The following is a 16364-nucleotide window of genomic DNA, read 5'->3' on the forward strand; positions in this document are numbered from 1 at the left end:
GCATCTTTGCAGCCCGGCGGGTTGGCCGGCTTCTTGCTTTTTCGGTGCCATAGCGCCGCAAACGCCATTTCGATGACGGCGAGCGTTCGACAACGCCAGCCATCACAGCGCGGGCGTTCCGCCGTGCGACAACGAGCACAGCCCGCAGCGCGTCAGAGAGCACAGGAAGCTTATGAGTAAAACGATCCCGGTCACCCAGCCTCTGCTGCCTCCGCTGGAAGAGTTCATGCCTTATCTGCAGCAGATATGGGACAGCAAGCGCCTGACCAACGCCGGGCCCTTCCATGAAAAGCTGGAGAAAGACCTGGCCGCGTACCTGGGCGTCGACCATTTGTGCCTGTTTTCCAACGGCACGCTGGCGCTGCTCACGGCGTTGCAGGCATTGCGTGTGACCGGCGAGGTGATCACCACGCCCTACTCGTTTGTCGCCACCGCCCATTCGCTGCTGTGGAACGGGCTGAAACCAGTGTTCGTCGACATCGCGCCGGGTACCTTCAACCTCGACCCCGATCGCATTGAAGAGGCCATCACCCCGGCGACCACCGCGATCATGCCGGTGCATTGCTATGGCATGCCGTGTGACGTGGACCGCATCCAGCAGATCGCCGACCGCTACGGCCTTAAAGTGATTTACGACGCCGCCCACGCCTTCGGTGTGCAGCATCAGGGGCAGAGCCTGCTGCGCAACGGCGACCTGTCGGTGCTCAGCTTCCACGCCACCAAAGTCTTCAACACCTTCGAGGGCGGCGCGATCGTCTGCCCGGATGCGAAGACCAAAAAACGCATCGACTACCTGAAGAATTTCGGTTTCGCCGATGAAGTGACCGTCGTCGCCCCCGGCATCAACGGCAAGATGAGTGAGATCAACGCCGCGTTCGGTCTGTTGCAGCTCAACTACATTGATGGCGCCCTGGACCGGCGCAAGCAGATCGATTCGATGTACCGCGAAGCCTTGACGCAAATACCCGGCATCGATTTGCTGTGGAGCCCCGGCGAGCACCACAACTATTCTTATTTCCCGGTGCTGGTGGGCGACGCCTTTCCGATCAGCCGCGACGCCTTGTACGAGCGTTTTCGCGAGCAGGACATTCTGGTTCGGCGCTATTTCTACCCGCTGATCTCGTCATTCCCGATGTACCGCAGCCTGGAATCCGCCAGGCCGGAGCGCCTGCAAGTGGCGAGCGACGTGTCGAATCGGGTTCTGTGCCTGCCGATCTTCGACAGCCTCACCCCGGATGAATTCGCCAGCATCATCGCGATCATGCAGACGGTACTGGCCGAGCACCGCTGAGCTGCGCCCACATTCAAATCGCCGGTGCGCCCATGAGCGTCAACCGGCGCCCGTAATCAGCCGCAAGGTAACCCGATGAGCGCTTCACGCCTGGTCAGCATCGTCATTCCCGCCTACAAACCCACCTACTTCGAGTCGGCGCTGCGCAGCGCTTTTGCGCAGGACTACGATCAGCTGGAGATCGTGATCTGCGACGACTGTCGTGACGGAGGCATTCGCGCGCTGGTGGATGAGCTGACGCCGGAAAGCCCGTTTCCGATTCGTTATTTCTTCAACGAACATTCGCTGGGCGAAGCGCTGAACGTTGCGCGCGGGGTCAGGGAGGCGCGGGGCGAGTACGTCAAGTTTCTTTACGATGACGACCTGCTGGAGCCCGAGTGTGTCAGTGCGCTGGTCGAGTTGCTGCATGGCCATCCGGACATCACCCTTGCGGCGGCAACCCGTCGCCTGATCAACGAAAACGGCGAGTTTCTGCGGGAAAACATGCTGACGGTGTTCCCGTTCAAGGAAGACGTAGTCATCCACGGGCCGGAGCTGGTGGCGCTGCTGTCGGAACTGCCGTTGACGTTCATGGGCGAACCCAGTTCGGTGATGTGCCGGCGTGACAGCGCGCTGGCCTATGGTCAGGACCTTATGGCGCTCAAGGGCCTGCCGATCCACTGGCTGGGCGATATCACCCTGTACGTAAAACTGCTGCGTGAAGGCAATCTGGCGCTGATCGGCCGCCCGCTGTCGCGCTTTCGCATGACCGACACGCAGAGCAGCAGCATTGCGCGGGCCACGCCGCAGATCGCCAAGGAAGGCCACGCCAACTTTTACCGCATCACCAAAGAGCTTGAATGGCTCCGCCCGCTGGCCGACAACGGCGACGTCAAGGTAGCGCCGCTGCATGACCGGGAAAACTTCGTCCCCTTCAATCTGCGTGCCTGGTTCTTGCAGAAGTCGGCAACGGAGGTCCGCCACGACCAGATCCAGGAGTGGGCCTGGCAGCGTCGCCCCGCCGGGCCGCAGAAGCCGCACATCGTGCAGTACTTCCAGCAGCACCACGGCGCGCCGACCTTCGCGATCATCGTGTCCGATCTGCATAACCGCCCGCAGGCACTGGTCAAGACCTTGGTCAGTGTCGAGGCGGCCACTCGCGGCTGGATGCCGCCACGGGTGTTTGTGCTCTACGACGGCAGTCGTGACACGCCGCAACAAGTGGCGGACAACCCGGCCGTGTACGTGCCCGTCGCCGGACAGAACCGCGCAGCTCCGCTCAATCGGCTGATGGATGAACAAGGGTTCGACTGGTTTCTGATGCTTGATGCCGGCGCAACGGTGAATGTCGCCGGGCTGTTCAAGGCGGCGGTCAAGATCAGCGAAGGCCCGACCACCCGGGCGCTGTTCGCCGATGAAATCGCCCAGACCCAGGACGACACGTCGGAAGTCATGCTGCGCCCGGACTTCAGCCTCGACTACCTGCTCAGTTGCCCGGGAGTGACCAGCAAGCATTGGATCTTCAACCGCTACTCGGTGATCGATGCCGGGCGGTTTGACCCGCATTACCCTCAGGCCCTCGAACTGGACCTGATCCTTCGCCTGATCGAACACGACGGTATGGGCGGCCTTGAGCACATCGCCGAGCCCCTCGTCACCTATCGCCCGCAAGCGCGCGAGCCGAACCTTGACGAAGGGCGAACGCTGCAGCGACATTTGCTCGCCCGGGGCTATGAAAACGGCCAGGTGATCGAGACACGCCCTCGGCAGTACCAGATCAAGTACGGCCATGCGGGTCAGCCCAAGGTGTCGATCATCATCGCCACGCGGGATCAGATCCTGCTGCTGCAGCGCTGCGTCGAGAGCATTCTGGAAAAGACTACATACCCGAACTACGAGATCCTCATCGTCGACAACGACAGCCAGATGCCGGACGCCGTTGACTGGCTGAACGGCGTCGAGGCCATGGGCCTGGATCAGGTGCGGGTGCTGCGCCACTCCGGCGAATTCGACCGCTCGGCCCTCTACAACAACGCCGCACGCCAGGCGACCGGCGAGTACCTGTTGCTGCTCGACAACAGTACCGCCGTGTTGCACGGCGACTGGCTCGACAACCTGCTCAATCATGCGCAACGGCCCGAAGTCGGCGTCGTCGGCGCAAAACTGCTCGCCCCGGACAACACGATCCACCACGCGGGCCTGATCCTTGGCCTGCACGAGCCTGTCACCTCGATCTTCAGCGGACAGAGCGGCGCCAGCGAAGGCTACATGCAGCGGCTGGCGGTGGATCAGAACTACAGCGCGGTCAGCGACGCCTGCCTGATGATAAGCCGGACCCTGTTCGAAGCGGCGGACGGGCTGGACGAGGGTGAGCTGAACAACCGCTATCGCGGCGTCGACCTGTGCCTGCGGGTGAAGGAGTCCGGGCGGTTGATCGTCTGGACGCCCCACGTGGTGGTGCTGCACGAAGCCCGGATTCACGACACTGCCCAAATCGAAGCGCCAGACGAACAGGCCAACCCTGCGCTTTACCGCAAATGGCTGAAGTACATCGCCCATGACCCTGCGTACAACGACAACTTTTCAGCCCGCGCCCAGGGCTTGCAGCTCGAAATCGACACCGCGCTGACCTGGCGGCCGCTCACCTGGCGGCCCGTACCGATCGTGCTGTCGCACCTGAACGACCTCTGCCCGGCGAGCCAACGCCTGAACGGTGCGCTGGACAGTCTCGCTGACGCGCTGTTGATCGAGCATGTGTCCGTGCCGGACGTCCTGACCCTCGGCGAGTTCGCTCGCCTGCGCCCGGAAGCGGTGATCCTCCAATGCCCCTTGGGCGAAGCGTCCCTTGACGACATCCGCACGATCAAGGCGCACAGCCAGGCGCTGCGCCTCTGCGACATGGATCAATACCCGCCGTCCGCCGAGCGATTGCCCGGCGCGCCTTCAGCGCAACAGGTGCGTGCCAGTCTTGAGGCCAGTCTGGCGCTGATGGACAAGGTGGTGGTGTCCAGCGAAGGGCTGGCGGACGAGTTGGGCGGGTTGCATCCGCACATTCACGTCATCGAAACCCGGTTGAGCGAACACTGGCGGCGGGTGCAGTGCCATTCGCTGCCCCATGACAAGCCACGGATCGGCTGGGTCGGCACGCAGGCGGAAGTGAACGATCTGGCGCTGATTGCGGACGTGATCGAAGCCTTCGCCGACCGGGTCGAGTGGATCATCATGGGTCCGTGCCTGCAGGCACTGCGCCCTTATGTTCATGAATGGCGCAGCCCGGTGGAAGGCGTCTTATACCCCGGCGTGCTGGCCTGTCTCGACCTGGACGTTGCGCTGATTCCCGCCGGTCACGATGTATTTGGCGAACACCGAAGCTGCCGCCTGGCGCTGGAATTCGGCGCTTGTGGTTATCCGGTCATCGCCAGCGACGTGCAGGGCCTGCGCAATAATCTGCCGCTGACAAGGGTGCCCAACACAACCGCCGCCTGGACCGACGCCATCGCCCGGCACCTCAACGATCTGGACGAGTCGAAACGACTCGGCCAAGTGTTGAAGCAGCGCGTGCTGAGTGACTGGATGATGGATGAGGTGTATCTGCAGCGCTGGCAGCAGGTGTTGCTGGATCGCTGAACTAAAAAGGGCGCCTTCATGGGGCCCTTTATGAGTACGGTGGAACAGCTTCATCACTTACCAGCGAATAACGCACCCACCCCACGAATACCCCACGCCGAAACCCACCGCCGTGATCACGCTGCCGGGCTGCACTTGGCCTTTGTTCAGGGACTCCTTCAACGCAATGGGAATGCTGCACGACACCGTGTTGCCGCAGTGTTTGAATTCGGTGATGAATTTCTCCGGCGCCAGCTTCAATCGGCGGCGCAGGGCTTCGAGCATGAACTGGTTGGCCTGGTGAAAGACGAACAGATCGGAATGCTCGACCGTGAATTGCTCGTCGAACAGTGAAGCGAACAAGGCCGGCACCCGGGTCATGGAGAATTCGAAGATCGCCGGGCCGTTCATGTACAGATCGGCGTCCGAACGGACATTGCCGCTGTCGTCTTCGTACTCGATGGGCATCTGTTCTGCATCGAACGGCCGACGGGCAGCGCCCATGGGCACGATCAGGTTGTTCGCCCCGGCGCCGTCGCTGCCGTAGCGGAAACGATCGAGGCAAGGCCCCTCCTCGTCCGACGCTCTGATCAACGTGGCGGCCGCCGCATCGCCAAACAGCGTGCGCACGCTCTTGTCTCGGGGGTTGATGTAACGGCTGTAGGTTTCGGCGGTGATCAGCAGCACGTTCTTGCACTGCCCGGATTCGATGAAACCTTTGGCAATGCCCAGCCCGTAGATGAACCCTGAACAGCCCTGATTGAAATCGAACGCAGCGCAGTGCTGCGGCAGTTGCAGGCGATGCTGCAGGATGCAGGCGGTGGCCGGGAGCATGTGATCGGGGCTTTGGGTGCAGTAGATCAGGCAGTCGATCTGCTCTCGCGGCGTGGCGCTGCTGGCGAAGAGTTTTTCGCAGGCGCGAAACGCCAGGTCCGACGCGGTCTCGCCCTCGGCAACGATGTGCCGCTGGCTGATCCCGGTCTTCTGGAAAATCTTGTCGACGTCCCACTCCGGAAACGCCTCGGCCAGCATCTGGTTGTCGAGCACCTGCTCGGGCAATTCGTATTCGATTTCGGCAATTCGAGCGTAGGTAGGCATGTCGTTCTTATCCTGAGATGCACTTGGCCGGCACACCGAAAACCACGCTGCCGGGTTTGACCGCTCGCAGCACCACGCTGCCGGCGCCGACCACAGCCCCTTTGCCGACGCGCACCTTGGGCAGCACGGAGGCGCGCGAACCGAGGAACACTTCGTCTTCCAGCACCGCGCCGCCGGTCAGATCACAGTGTCCGCTGAGGGTCGAGAACTGGCCGATGATGGTGTCATGGCCGACGGTGCACAGCGAGTTGATCGTGACGAAATCGCCAACGACCAGATCCACCGACAGCACCGAAAACGGGCAGACCAGCACGCCCCGCCCGATCGTCACGTTCTCGCCAACGATGGCCGTGGGGTGAATCAGCGTGAAGAACGATGCGCCCTTGGCCAGCAGCTTTTCCACCACGTATTTCTTGTCGGCGGGCTTGCCGATGGCGCAGAGCAGCAGCTCATCGTCGGCCGGTTCGTAGGCGTCGATGGTCGAAAGGATGTCGGCGTAATGATTGAAGCGATTGAGGGACAGGCTGCCGTCATCGATGAAGCCGCCGATCACGTAATCCGGGTTGTGCTCGACCCAGTCCTTGAGCCAGGAATGGACCTCCCGGCCCAGCCCGCCTGCGCCGACGATAATGAGTTTTTTGGTGTTCATTCGGCCAGGTAACCTCCATCGACAACCAGCGACGTACCCGTGACCCAGCGCGCGGCCGGTGACAGCAGATAATTGACGGCGTAGGCCACGTCCAGCGGATGACCGAGGCCCAGCGGATGTTTGCGTTCGATGGCGGCCATGGCGTCTTCGCCGACCAGGCCTTCGAGTTTCTGCGCCATTTCAGTTTTGATCACGCCGGGCGCAATGGCGTTGACGCGGATACCTTCCCGCGCCAGCTCCAGTGCGGCGGCGCGAACCATGGATTCGACCGCGCCCTTGCTCGCGCAGTAACCGATCAACGCGGGCTGAGCGACCTGGGCCATGACCGACGACAGCATGACGATGCTTGACGGGGTGCGGCACACGCCCTTTTGCCTGAACGCCTTGATCAGGGAAAAACCTGAAGTGACGTTGGTGGCGAAAATGGTTTCCCAGTGATCCAGACCCATGGCCCGAATCGGCAGCGGCAACTGCACGCCTGCCGCATGCACCAGACCGTCGAACGGCGAGCCGTTGCGCGACAGGGCTTTCAGCCAGGCAGAGACATCGCCGCCACCCAGAAAATCGAACACCTCGACCGAATGCCCCTCGCCGTGCAGCTGGCTGAGGGTTTCCTCCAGGCGCTGAGTGTCACGGGCCACGGCGACGATTCGTGCGCCCTGCCGGCTCAGCCAGATCGCCACGTCACGGCCGATCCCGGAAGACGCGCCGGTGACCAGGATGGACATGCCATCTAGGGAAAAAGGATTGCTCTGCACTTACGCCTCGCTACTGTCTGTGCCGACCAGCGTCAGCGGGCTGATCCAGGTGTTGTCGAGATCGACAACACACCCGGCCCACGAATACCCCACGCCGAAACCGGCGAGCAGGTGCTGGCCGTGCAGGATCGATCCACTGTCGGCCGTGGCCGCGTTCGCGCTGAGGCTCAATGCCAGGGGAATCGACGCGCTGCTGGTGTTGCCGACGTTCTGCAGGTTAAGTACGACCTTTTCCGATGGCAATTTGGTCTTTTTCGACAGGTGCTCGAGCATGAAGCGGTTGGCTTGGTGGAACACATATTTGTCGACGCCGCGTTGCTGTTCCTCCGCGTGCTTTTCCAGGGTGCGCACCAGCCCCGGCACACGGGCCAGGGTGAAGGCAAAGATCTCGGTGCCGTTCATGTACAGGTCGAACGGGCCACGCACATCGTCTTCACTGGTGGAGCCATCGGCCCCCTTGCGGTCACGAAACCCGCCGCCGGGCACGATCAGGTTCTTCTCGCCACGGCCATCAGTGCCAAGCACGAACGGCGCACCGGCAACGGTTTCGTCGTAATCGAGCAACGTCGCTGAACCGGCATCGCCAAACAGCGCGGCCACCGAGCGATCACCCGGCGCCACCAGTTTGCTGATGGTGTCGCCGACCAATAGCAACACGCGTCGGCTGCCGCCACCGGCGATCATCGCCGACGCCATCCATAACCCGTACACGTAACCGGAGCAGCCCATATTGACGTCGAACGCTGCGGTGGTGACCGGCAAGCCCAGGCGCCGTTGCAAGGTGCACGCGGTGGCCGGGAGCACGTAGTCCGGGGTCTGGGTGATGAAGATCAGCGTGTCGATGGACGTCTTGTCGATGTCCAGGTCCGCCAACAGACGCTGGGCCGCCTCGACACACAGGTCCGAGGTGCATTGGTCCTGCACCACATGCCGACGTTCGATGCCGGTGCTGGCCATGATCTTGGCGATGCTCTCGTCGCCGAAGCGCCCGGTCAGGTCCGCGACATCCGACACGGCCTTGGGCAGCGCACAGGCGATGCCTCTGATTTTGACGTTGGCAATGCTGCGCACTGCGTCATCGCTATTGCCCGTGACGCTACTCATACCCGTTCCTCGCCAACCGTTGTGACGGCACCGGCCTGTCGTGCCCACTCCGCGCAGGACGCCCGAAAATGCAGAAGCTTGGCTTCCAGCGAGCTGTAGTAACGCGGGGCATTCCAGGACCAGGTGTCGCCAGGAATTCTCTTGCAGATGGTGTGATCTTCTTCGAACACGGTCCGGTTGTTCTCGGCCGTGGACGTCATGAACGTGGACACGATCTCGTCGTATCGCTCGGACTCGGCACGCAGCGGGTACAGCTGGCTGGTGAACCAGGTCCGGTCGGGTTGTGCAGAAGGAAAGAAATTCTGCATCGACCACGAATAGCCGTAGGTCGAGGACAGCATCGAAAACGGGTACAGAAAGAGGCTCACGTACCCTGCGTAGGCCTCCCGAGGGGCGAAGAAGCGCGACAGGCTTTCCAGCCGTCGGGCGACCTTTTCGTTCTCCACCGGGGCGTACCAGATGGAATTCTCGCCGTAGAACACATTCTCGCCGATGCCCAGTTTCAGGGTCGCGAGGGTGTCCCGGTGCACGAGGGGGATGTGGTACGGCTCAAGGGCGTTTTCCAAAGCAATCGGCCAGTCGGCTTCGAAGGCGTAGCGATTGAAATCCGAGGGCTTGTTCAAATCCGGGGTGGTCTGCTCAAGCAGCGTGAAGATGTGCTGACCCAACTGTTCAAGCAGCGACGCGCGAGGTTCGATGGCAAAAAACACCAGCTCGCCGCAGGTCGCCAGTTTGAAGAAATTCAGGCTGGCGCTGCCGATGTCACAACCGACGAAACGCTTGGCGTCCGGGATGCGCAACTGGCCGTCCGCGTAATTCCAGCCGTGGTAGGGACACAGGATCCGTTGCTGACCGGCGTCTTCGGTGAAAAACCGCGTTCCCCGGTGGGGGCAGCGGTTGTCGAAGGCGATCAGATTGCCCGCGTCGTTGAACACCACGACTTCGAAATCCAGCACGTTAAAGCGCACAAAATCCTTGTCGTCGGCCACCTGCGACTTCAGACAAAGCGGATGCCAGTAGGCTTTCACCAAATCCGGCGCGATCCGTTGTGAGGCTGTGCACGTCATGAGTCTGTCCAGAAAACGGGGTCACGCTTGAGGGCGCCACACCCAGGGCCACATGGCGGCCCCGATGTTGAAGCGCTTTCGGTCATGAGAGGCTTATTCGCAAGGCCGGGATTTATTCCGAAACCAGCGTAATGACGTCCCGGACGGTTTCGCACTTGTTCAGGCGCGAAGCCGAAATGGTTTTCTCCAGGCGCTCGTCGACCAGGGCCATGAAGGTCACCAGGGCAATCGAATCCCAGTCCAGCGGCTGGTCGACCTTGAGGGTGCCCTCATCGGCTTCCATCGCTTCTTCGATCAGCGCGACGACTTGCTCTTCCAGTGCCACTGCTTGCTCAACCATCTCTCGTCACTCCACAGAACTTGATCGGACGCCTTCGCCGATGCGTATCCGTGCAGAAGCAAGTTCCGAACCAAAGATCGAAAAGCAGGCGCCAGGCCACAGTTCACAAGGGCCACAGCGATTTCAGGCAGCGTTGGCAGAATCGGAAAGAGACAAAAAAACGGCGCGGGCAGGATGTGATCTGCTGTTGCGGCTACGTCGATTGCCTCCGCCGCCGAAACCGAGTCATTCCCCGATCCGTGTAGGAGCGCGCTTGCCCGCGAAGAGGCCTGTACATCCGACACACCTCTACCGACTGTACCGACGCCTTCGCGGGCAAGCGCGCTCCTACACTGGATACGCATCGAGGGCGCATTTTGGACTGGCGCAAACTTCTTCATTCCGTATTTCCGGAACGGGCCCGGGCGACCCTTGGCCGGGATATTGCTTCAACCGTCGCTCATGCCGCGCGCGTCATTTTCATGGCAGATTTTTTCATTTAACGGATACCCCCATGGATTCTCAACGACTGGTCAGCGTCGTCATCGCTGTCTGCCGCACCGAGTTTTTTGAAACCGCGCTGCGCAGCGTGATCGGGCAGACCCACGATGCGATCGAAATCGTGATCTGCGACGACGCCACCGACGGTCTGGCAGAAACCGTGACGGACCTGTACCGGGCGTCGTGCCGTTGGCCGATTCGCTACCTGCGCAACGAGTCTCCACTGGGCGCCGAGGCTTGTTTCAACCGCGGCGTTGCCGACGCTTGCGGGCGGTACATCAAGTTCATGGCGGGTGACGCTGTTCTCGCGCCGGACTGCATTCAGCAGATGGTCGCGGCGCTGGAGGTCGATCCCCAGGCCTCACTGGTGGCTGCGCACCGCCAGTGGTTGAACGCCGAGGGCGCGGCGCTGCAAGAGAGTCTGGCGACCCGTTTTCGCGTCACCGAGCCCACGGTTTTCCATGGCCCCGACGTCGTCGGGCTGCTCGGCGAGTTCACCTGCAATTTCATCGGGGAGTTGAGCAGCGTGCTGTGTCGCCGCGACGACCTGCTGGCGTTGGGCGCCGATCTGTTTTCCCTCAACGGTGAATCCGTCGGCCCGCTGGGCAATCTGGCGCTGTACGCCCACTTATTGCACGACGCCGAGCTGATCATGCTGCCGGCCACGCTGACGGGCACGCGCATCGCGCCGCAGCAGTTGACCGAGCAGGGCATCGAAATTGTTGGCACGGACAGTGATCATCTGCCCGCCTTTCACCGGCTGATCCGTGAAGCCGGCTGGGCCAGCACGTCGCTGGACAACGGCTGGGTAGGCGCTCGCCCGCTGTCGGCAACCCAGGGCTTCACCGATTTCAACCTGCTCGCGCAGTTGTCCGCGCCGTTGCCGCAACGGCTCAACCCGCAGCAGGTCGAGGCCTGGCTCGGTCATCGCGTCCCGACGGCCGAACAGCAGACGCAGATTGATCGGCGTCTGACGGAAGTCGGTGCGCCTTCGCTGTTGGTGGTGATCAAGGATGTTGCCAACGCCCCGGAGAACGTTCAGCGCAGCCTCGACAGCCTCGCTTCCCACGGCGCCCTGCACGCCGCGATGAACGTGGTGGTGTTGACCGACGCGACCAAGCTGCCGGCCACCTTAGTCGGCCCTCGGCTGACCAATCTTGCCATCGGCGAGTCGAACACCGCCGCGCTGCTGAACCAAGTGGTTGAAACCCAGCGTTTCGACTGGCTGATCGTGATCGACGCCGGTACCCAATTCACGCCGTTCGGCCTCGCTGCCAGCGCGCTGACGTTGCTCGAATCCCCTGACGCCCGCGCCGCCTTCGCCGATGAAATGCACCGGCGGCCTCGGGGTGGCCTGAGTTCAGCCATGCGCCCGGATTTCAATCTCGACTACCTGCTGAGTTATCCGCTGCTGACGGCAGGTCATTGGCTGTTCCGGCGGCAGACGCTGGTGGACCTCGGCGGCTTCGATGAGCGCTTCGCCGATGCCGCTGAGTTTGACGTCATCTTGCGTTTGTTCGAGCGTGAAGGCCCCGAGGGGATCATTCACATCAGCGAGCCGTTGGTGGTCTGTGACCTGCCGGAAGCGGTCGATAATCCCCACGAAATAGAGACGCTGCAGCGCCATCTGCAGGTGCGCGGCTACCCCCAGGCGGTCATCGAACACACCCTGCCCCGCCGCTACCACGTGCAGTACGGCCACACCGATCAACCGTTGGTGTCGATCATCGTCCCGACCAAGGATCAGCTGCCGTTTCTGCAGCGCTGCGTCGAAACCCTGCTGCACAGCACCCGCTACCTGAATTACGAAGTGCTGATCGTCGACAACAACAGCGAAACCCCCGAAGCCCTCGAATGGCTGGCGCGCATCGACGCGATGGGCTCGGCGCAGGTGCGCGTGCTGCGCTACCCGCACCCGTTCAATTATTCGCGTATCAATAACGTTGCTGCCGCCCAGGCCAGGGGCGAGTACCTGGTGCTGCTGAACAACGACACCGCCATCGTCCACAGCCGTTGGCTGGACGAATTGCTCAATCATGCGCTGCGCCCTGAAGTGGGCGTGGTCGGCGCCAAGCTGCTGTTCCCCAACGGGCGGATGCAGCATGCCGGCGTGCGCCTGGGCATGGACGGCCCGGCCGGTCATCAACACATCGGTGAGCCCGCACACATTCAGGGTTACATGCAGCGCGTGCAGGTGGATCAGGACTTGAGCGCGGTGACGGCGGCGTGCCTGATGGTCCGCCGCTCGATTTACGAGGCCGTCGGCGGCCTGGATGAAGAGGCCTTCGTTGTGTCCTACAACGACGTCGATCTGTGCATGAAGGTCGGCGCCCTCGGCTACCTGAATGTCTGGACGCCCCATTCGGTGCTGATCCACGAGGGCAGCGTCAGCCAGACCCACGTCGACACCGCCACCCAGCAGGCCAAGCGCAAGCGCTTCGTCGGCGAGCAACTGGCGATGTACCGCAAGTGGCTGCCGACCCTGGCGAACGACAGCGCTTTCAACCGCAATCTTTCGTTCGATCTGCAATCGGTCGAGCTCGAACTCAACATGCCGCTGGTCTGGCGGCCGATGGCCTGGCGCCGCGATCCGGTGGTGCTGGCCTACCCCGCCGGCCTCTGGGCCTCGCCCCATGAACGGGTCATCGCGCCCTTCGAGACGCTGCAAGCCGCCGGTGTTGTGGACGGCATGCTCAGCAGCCAGCCGCTGTCGATTCCCCAGGAGGGTCGCTTCAAACCCAACGTCGTGGTGTTTCAGGCCCGGCTCGACGCCGATCACCTGCAAACCATCGCCCGCGCCCAGCTGTTGCCGGACGCCTTTGTCGTGCTCGACATCAATGATCTGCAACTGGGCTCCCGTACGCCAGGCGAAGACCCGTTCGCCTTCGATGCCGAGTGCGTCGACCTGCTGCAGAAGAGCCTGCATCAGGCCCATCGCGTGATCGCTTCGACCCAAGTACTGGCCGACATCGCCGGGGAGTTTCACGCGGACGTTAGATTGCTGCCCTCGCGGTTGTCGCCGCAGGTCTGGGGCAACCTCGTCTCACGCCGTGGTGCGGGCAACAAACCCCGTGTCGGGCTGGTCAGTGACCGCTGGCAGCCGCAGGACTTGCATTTGATGCTGACCGTGGTCCAGACCCTGGCCGATGAGGTCGAGTGGGTGGTCATGGGCGATGACCAGGGTGTGCTGCGCGACCAGGTCCATGAAGCCCACGAACGGCCGCCCGCCGAGCAATACGCCACAGCCGTCGCCGACCTGAACCTCGACCTGGCGCTGCTGCCTGCGGTGGACAACCTGTTCGGCGCCTGCAAGAACAACATCACCCTGCTTCAACTCGGCGCCTGCGGTGTGCCGGTGATCTGCAGCGACGTTCGCGCGTACGCGGGGGATTTGCCGGTGACGCGGGTGCCCAACACCCTGGAGGCCTGGGTCAACCTGATTCGTGCCCACACCATGGATCTGGCCAGCGCAGCGCTGCTCGGCGACGACTTACGCAAACAAGTGCTTCGCGACTGGATGTTCGACGACGGGGCTGTTCAGGCCTGGCGCAAAGCGTGGCTGCCCTGAGGCCAGTGGCGGCTCATCAATCCGCCGTCATTGAGTCGTTGGCGGTTTGCTTCTTGCGGTAGCCGCCCGGACTCTCCCCCGTCCATTTCTTGAACGCCCGGTGAAACGCGCTGGGCTCCTGAAACCCCACCAAGGACGCGATCTCCACCACGCTCAGTTCGGTGTCGCGCAGCTTCTGCTGGGCGATGCCGCGGCGGACGTCGTCCTTGATCCCTTGAAACGCGCAGCCCTCGCGCTCCAGCCGACGGCGGAATGTGGTGGCGCTGAGTTTCAGTTCATCGGCCATTTCCAGCAGCGTCGGCCAGTGTCCGTAATGGCTGTTGCGCAGGCGCTGATAGACCTGCGCCGCGAGGCCGCGCTGGTTGCGGTAGCGAATGACCAGCCATTGCGGCGCGGTACGCAAAAATGATTTGAGCGACGGCAACGACTGCACCACCGGCAGACGCAGGTAGTGGCTGGAAAACTCGATCTCGGTGCGCGGCTCGCCAAAACTCAGGTTGAAACCCCACAGCAGTGAGTCGTCGCTGAGACGCTGACGGCGCTGGCGAAACTGTGCCCGATCAATGCTGATGCGGCGCCCGCCGAGCCAGCACAACAGGCTGATCATCAGCAGCAGAAACGTCTCTTCACCGAAGCGCTGCCGGACCGGGTCGTCCGTGGTGGTGTCCACCGCGAGCACGGCGCGCGAGCCGCGAACGATGAGGCTGCCGCGAAAGTCGCGCAGGAACAGGCCGAAATTGCTCAGGCACTGGCGCAGGGCCTTCTCCAGATTGGGCTCCTGAATCAGCCCCCGGCAAATCAGGGCAAAGCTGCCCAGGGGCATGCCGTGGGAATCGAGGCCGAAAAACTCGTCGCCCAGTTCCTTGATCTGAATCAGCCACAACGCCGCAAACGCACTGGCCGAGACCCGCGCCGTGGGGTCGTCAAGCAGCGCCATATCGATCTCCGCCGCCTGCAAAACCGACTGCAAACGCAGCGGCTGGTCGCGCAGCGCGTGGACGATCAACTGGACGAAGTAGATCGACACTGAATCCTTTTCCCGCATGACCGCCTTTCCCTTTTTGAATGGTGCACCACGGATCAGGCGCTGATGGTAAAGAACGCCAGCCCATCTGGACAGTTTCGGCATAGGCCCGTCCCGAACGCCGATCTAGACTTGCCCGCAGTCAGCACCGGCTGAAACGCTGTTTCGCGGTGCCACCCCACAATTCCAATACGTATCAGGAGTCCCCATGAGCACACCCGAAGTTTTCGTCGTCAGCGCACTGCGTACCGCCATCGGTGGATTCGGCGGTTCCCTCAAGGAGGTCTCGCCCATCGAACTGGGCACTCAGGTCAGCCGCGCCGCACTGGCCAAATCGGGGATCGCACCGGAACACATCGGCCATGTGGTCATGGGCCACGTGATCCCCACCGAAGTCCGCGACGCTTATCTTTCCCGGGTCATCGCCCTGGAAGCCGGCCTGACCCAAGAAACCCCCGCCATGAACGTCAACCGTCTGTGCGGCTCGGGCCTGCAGGCCATCGTCTCGGCGGCACAATCCCTGATGCTCGGCGACGCCCGGGCCGTGCTGGCCGGTGGCGCCGAATCCATGAGCCGTGGCGCGTACATCATGCCCCAGGCCCGTTGGGGCGCGCGCATGGGTAACGTGCAGGCGTACGACTACATGCTGGGCGCGTTGCATGACCCGTTCGCCAATATTCACATGGGCATCACTGCGGAAAACATCGCCGAGCATTACGGCATCACCCGCGCCGATCAGGACGCCTTGGCGCTGACCAGCCAGCAGCGCGCGGCCCACGCCATCGCCGAGGGCCGTTTCGAGGGCCAGATCGTGCCGATCGAGATCGCCACGCGCAAAGGCACCGTGACCTTCGCCCAGGACGAGCACGTCCGTGGCGACGTGACTGCCGAGCAGCTGGACAACATGAAAACCGCGTTCAAGAAGGACGGCACCGTCACTGCAGGCAATGCATCCGGCCTGAACGACGGCGCGGCGGCGCTGGTCATGGCCAATGGCGACATGGTCCGCGAGCACGGCCTCACGCCGATGGCGCGTCTGGTGGCGTATGCCCATGCAGGCGTTGATCCGTCGATGATGGGCCTGGGGCCGATTCCGGCCAGCCGCAAAGTGCTGGAACGTGCCGGCCTGACCGTGGCCGATCTGGACGTCATCGAATCCAACGAAGCCTTCGCCGCCCAGGCCTGCGCCGTCGCCCGTGAGCTAGGCTTTGATCCGGCCAAGGTCAACCCGAACGGCTCGGGCATTTCCCTCGGCCATCCGGTGGGCGCAACGGGCGCGATCATCGCCACCAAGGCGATTCACGAGTTGCACCGGATTCAGGGCCGCTATGCACTGGTGACCATGTGCATCGGCGGCGGTCAGGGCATCGCTGTCATCTTCGAACGCGTGTAAGGAGGCT

The 16364-nt window shown here is 62.7% G+C and carries 11 protein-coding genes; 4 read left to right on the top strand and 7 right to left on the bottom strand.

Annotated elements, in window-relative coordinates:
• Nucleotides 1–172: 172 nt before the first annotated feature.
• Entirely contained in the window at nucleotides 173–1291 is a 1119-nt protein-coding gene (gene vioA / locus ACQKEN_RS19135; protein WP_427687908.1) for a dTDP-4-amino-4,6-dideoxy-D-glucose aminotransferase VioA, read from the top strand.
• A gap of 75 nt (nucleotides 1292–1366) precedes the next feature.
• Entirely contained in the window at nucleotides 1367–4897 is a 3531-nt protein-coding gene (locus tag ACQKEN_RS19140; RefSeq protein ID WP_427687910.1) for a glycosyltransferase, read from the top strand.
• Nucleotides 4898–4954: 57 nt separating this feature from the next.
• Here the strand turns inward: ACQKEN_RS19140 and ACQKEN_RS19145 are convergent, their stop codons facing one another.
• The 6 genes from ACQKEN_RS19145 to ACQKEN_RS19170 all read right to left on the bottom strand — a co-directional run bounded on the left by ACQKEN_RS19145 (nucleotide 4955) and on the right by ACQKEN_RS19170 (nucleotide 9892).
• A complete protein-coding gene (locus ACQKEN_RS19145) occupies nucleotides 4955–5974 on the bottom strand; it encodes a ketoacyl-ACP synthase III (RefSeq protein WP_427687912.1) in 1020 nt (339 codons plus the stop codon).
• Nucleotides 5975–5981: 7 nt separating this feature from the next.
• On the bottom strand, nucleotides 5982–6623 hold the full coding sequence (locus tag ACQKEN_RS19150; protein ID WP_427687914.1) for an acetyltransferase: 642 nt from the start codon (nucleotides 6621–6623) through the stop codon (nucleotides 5982–5984).
• Complete coding sequence (locus ACQKEN_RS19155) at nucleotides 6620–7381, bottom strand: SDR family NAD(P)-dependent oxidoreductase (RefSeq protein WP_427687916.1); 762 nt, start codon at nucleotides 7379–7381, stop codon at nucleotides 6620–6622. Before ACQKEN_RS19155 ends, ACQKEN_RS19150 begins: the two co-directional genes overlap by 4 nt.
• Nucleotides 7382–8485: a ketoacyl-ACP synthase III gene (locus ACQKEN_RS19160; protein WP_427687918.1), complete on the bottom strand. Its 1104-nt coding sequence runs from the start codon at nucleotides 8483–8485 to the stop codon at nucleotides 7382–7384.
• Entirely contained in the window at nucleotides 8482–9552 is a 1071-nt protein-coding gene (locus tag ACQKEN_RS19165) for an aromatic ring-hydroxylating oxygenase subunit alpha (RefSeq protein WP_427687919.1), read from the bottom strand. The genes ACQKEN_RS19160 and ACQKEN_RS19165 overlap by 4 nt, the downstream gene beginning before the upstream one ends.
• A gap of 112 nt (nucleotides 9553–9664) precedes the next feature.
• A complete protein-coding gene (locus ACQKEN_RS19170) occupies nucleotides 9665–9892 on the bottom strand; it encodes an acyl carrier protein (RefSeq protein ID WP_237254702.1) in 228 nt (75 codons plus the stop codon).
• 493 nt (nucleotides 9893–10385) lie between these two features.
• Between ACQKEN_RS19170 and ACQKEN_RS19175 the strand changes: the two genes are divergently transcribed.
• A complete protein-coding gene (locus ACQKEN_RS19175; RefSeq protein WP_427687922.1) occupies nucleotides 10386–13940 on the top strand; it encodes a glycosyltransferase family 2 protein in 3555 nt (1184 codons plus the stop codon).
• 16 nt (nucleotides 13941–13956) lie between these two features.
• On the opposite strand, the gene ACQKEN_RS19180 is transcribed toward ACQKEN_RS19175, so the two are convergent.
• Entirely contained in the window at nucleotides 13957–14985 is a 1029-nt protein-coding gene (locus ACQKEN_RS19180; RefSeq protein ID WP_427687923.1) for an AraC family transcriptional regulator ligand-binding domain-containing protein, read from the bottom strand.
• 187 nt (nucleotides 14986–15172) lie between these two features.
• Here ACQKEN_RS19180 and ACQKEN_RS19185 point away from each other — a divergent pair, with 187 nt between their 5' ends.
• Nucleotides 15173–16357, top strand: a complete 1185-nt coding sequence (locus ACQKEN_RS19185; RefSeq protein ID WP_427687925.1) for an acetyl-CoA C-acyltransferase family protein — start codon at nucleotides 15173–15175, stop codon at nucleotides 16355–16357.
• Nucleotides 16358–16364: the final 7 nt, after the last annotated feature.

The sequence above is a fragment of the Pseudomonas sp. NPDC078416 genome, from assembly GCF_050268485.1.
In the GTDB taxonomy this organism is placed as follows: Bacteria; Pseudomonadota; Gammaproteobacteria; order Pseudomonadales; family Pseudomonadaceae; genus Aquipseudomonas.

What these genes read in the sequence shown, in the direction of transcription:
- vioA (WP_427687908.1), top strand. Translation starts at nt 173, where the DNA reads ATGAGTAAAACGATCCCGGTCACCCAGCCTCTGCTGCCTCCGCTGGAA.
- ACQKEN_RS19140 (WP_427687910.1), top strand. Translation starts at nt 1,367, where the DNA reads ATGAGCGCTTCACGCCTGGTCAGCATCGTCATTCCCGCCTACAAACCC.
- ACQKEN_RS19145 (WP_427687912.1), bottom strand. Translation starts at nt 5,974, where the DNA reads ATGCCTACCTACGCTCGAATTGCCGAAATCGAATACGAATTGCCCGAG.
- ACQKEN_RS19150 (WP_427687914.1), bottom strand. Translation starts at nt 6,623, where the DNA reads ATGAACACCAAAAAACTCATTATCGTCGGCGCAGGCGGGCTGGGCCGG.
- ACQKEN_RS19160 (WP_427687918.1), bottom strand. Translation starts at nt 8,485, where the DNA reads ATGAGTAGCGTCACGGGCAATAGCGATGACGCAGTGCGCAGCATTGCC.
- ACQKEN_RS19165 (WP_427687919.1), bottom strand. Translation starts at nt 9,552, where the DNA reads ATGACGTGCACAGCCTCACAACGGATCGCGCCGGATTTGGTGAAAGCC.
- ACQKEN_RS19170 (WP_237254702.1), bottom strand. Translation starts at nt 9,892, where the DNA reads ATGGTTGAGCAAGCAGTGGCACTGGAAGAGCAAGTCGTCGCGCTGATC.
- ACQKEN_RS19175 (WP_427687922.1), top strand. Translation starts at nt 10,386, where the DNA reads ATGGATTCTCAACGACTGGTCAGCGTCGTCATCGCTGTCTGCCGCACC.
- ACQKEN_RS19180 (WP_427687923.1), bottom strand. Translation starts at nt 14,985, where the DNA reads ATGCGGGAAAAGGATTCAGTGTCGATCTACTTCGTCCAGTTGATCGTC.
- ACQKEN_RS19185 (WP_427687925.1), top strand. Translation starts at nt 15,173, where the DNA reads ATGAGCACACCCGAAGTTTTCGTCGTCAGCGCACTGCGTACCGCCATC.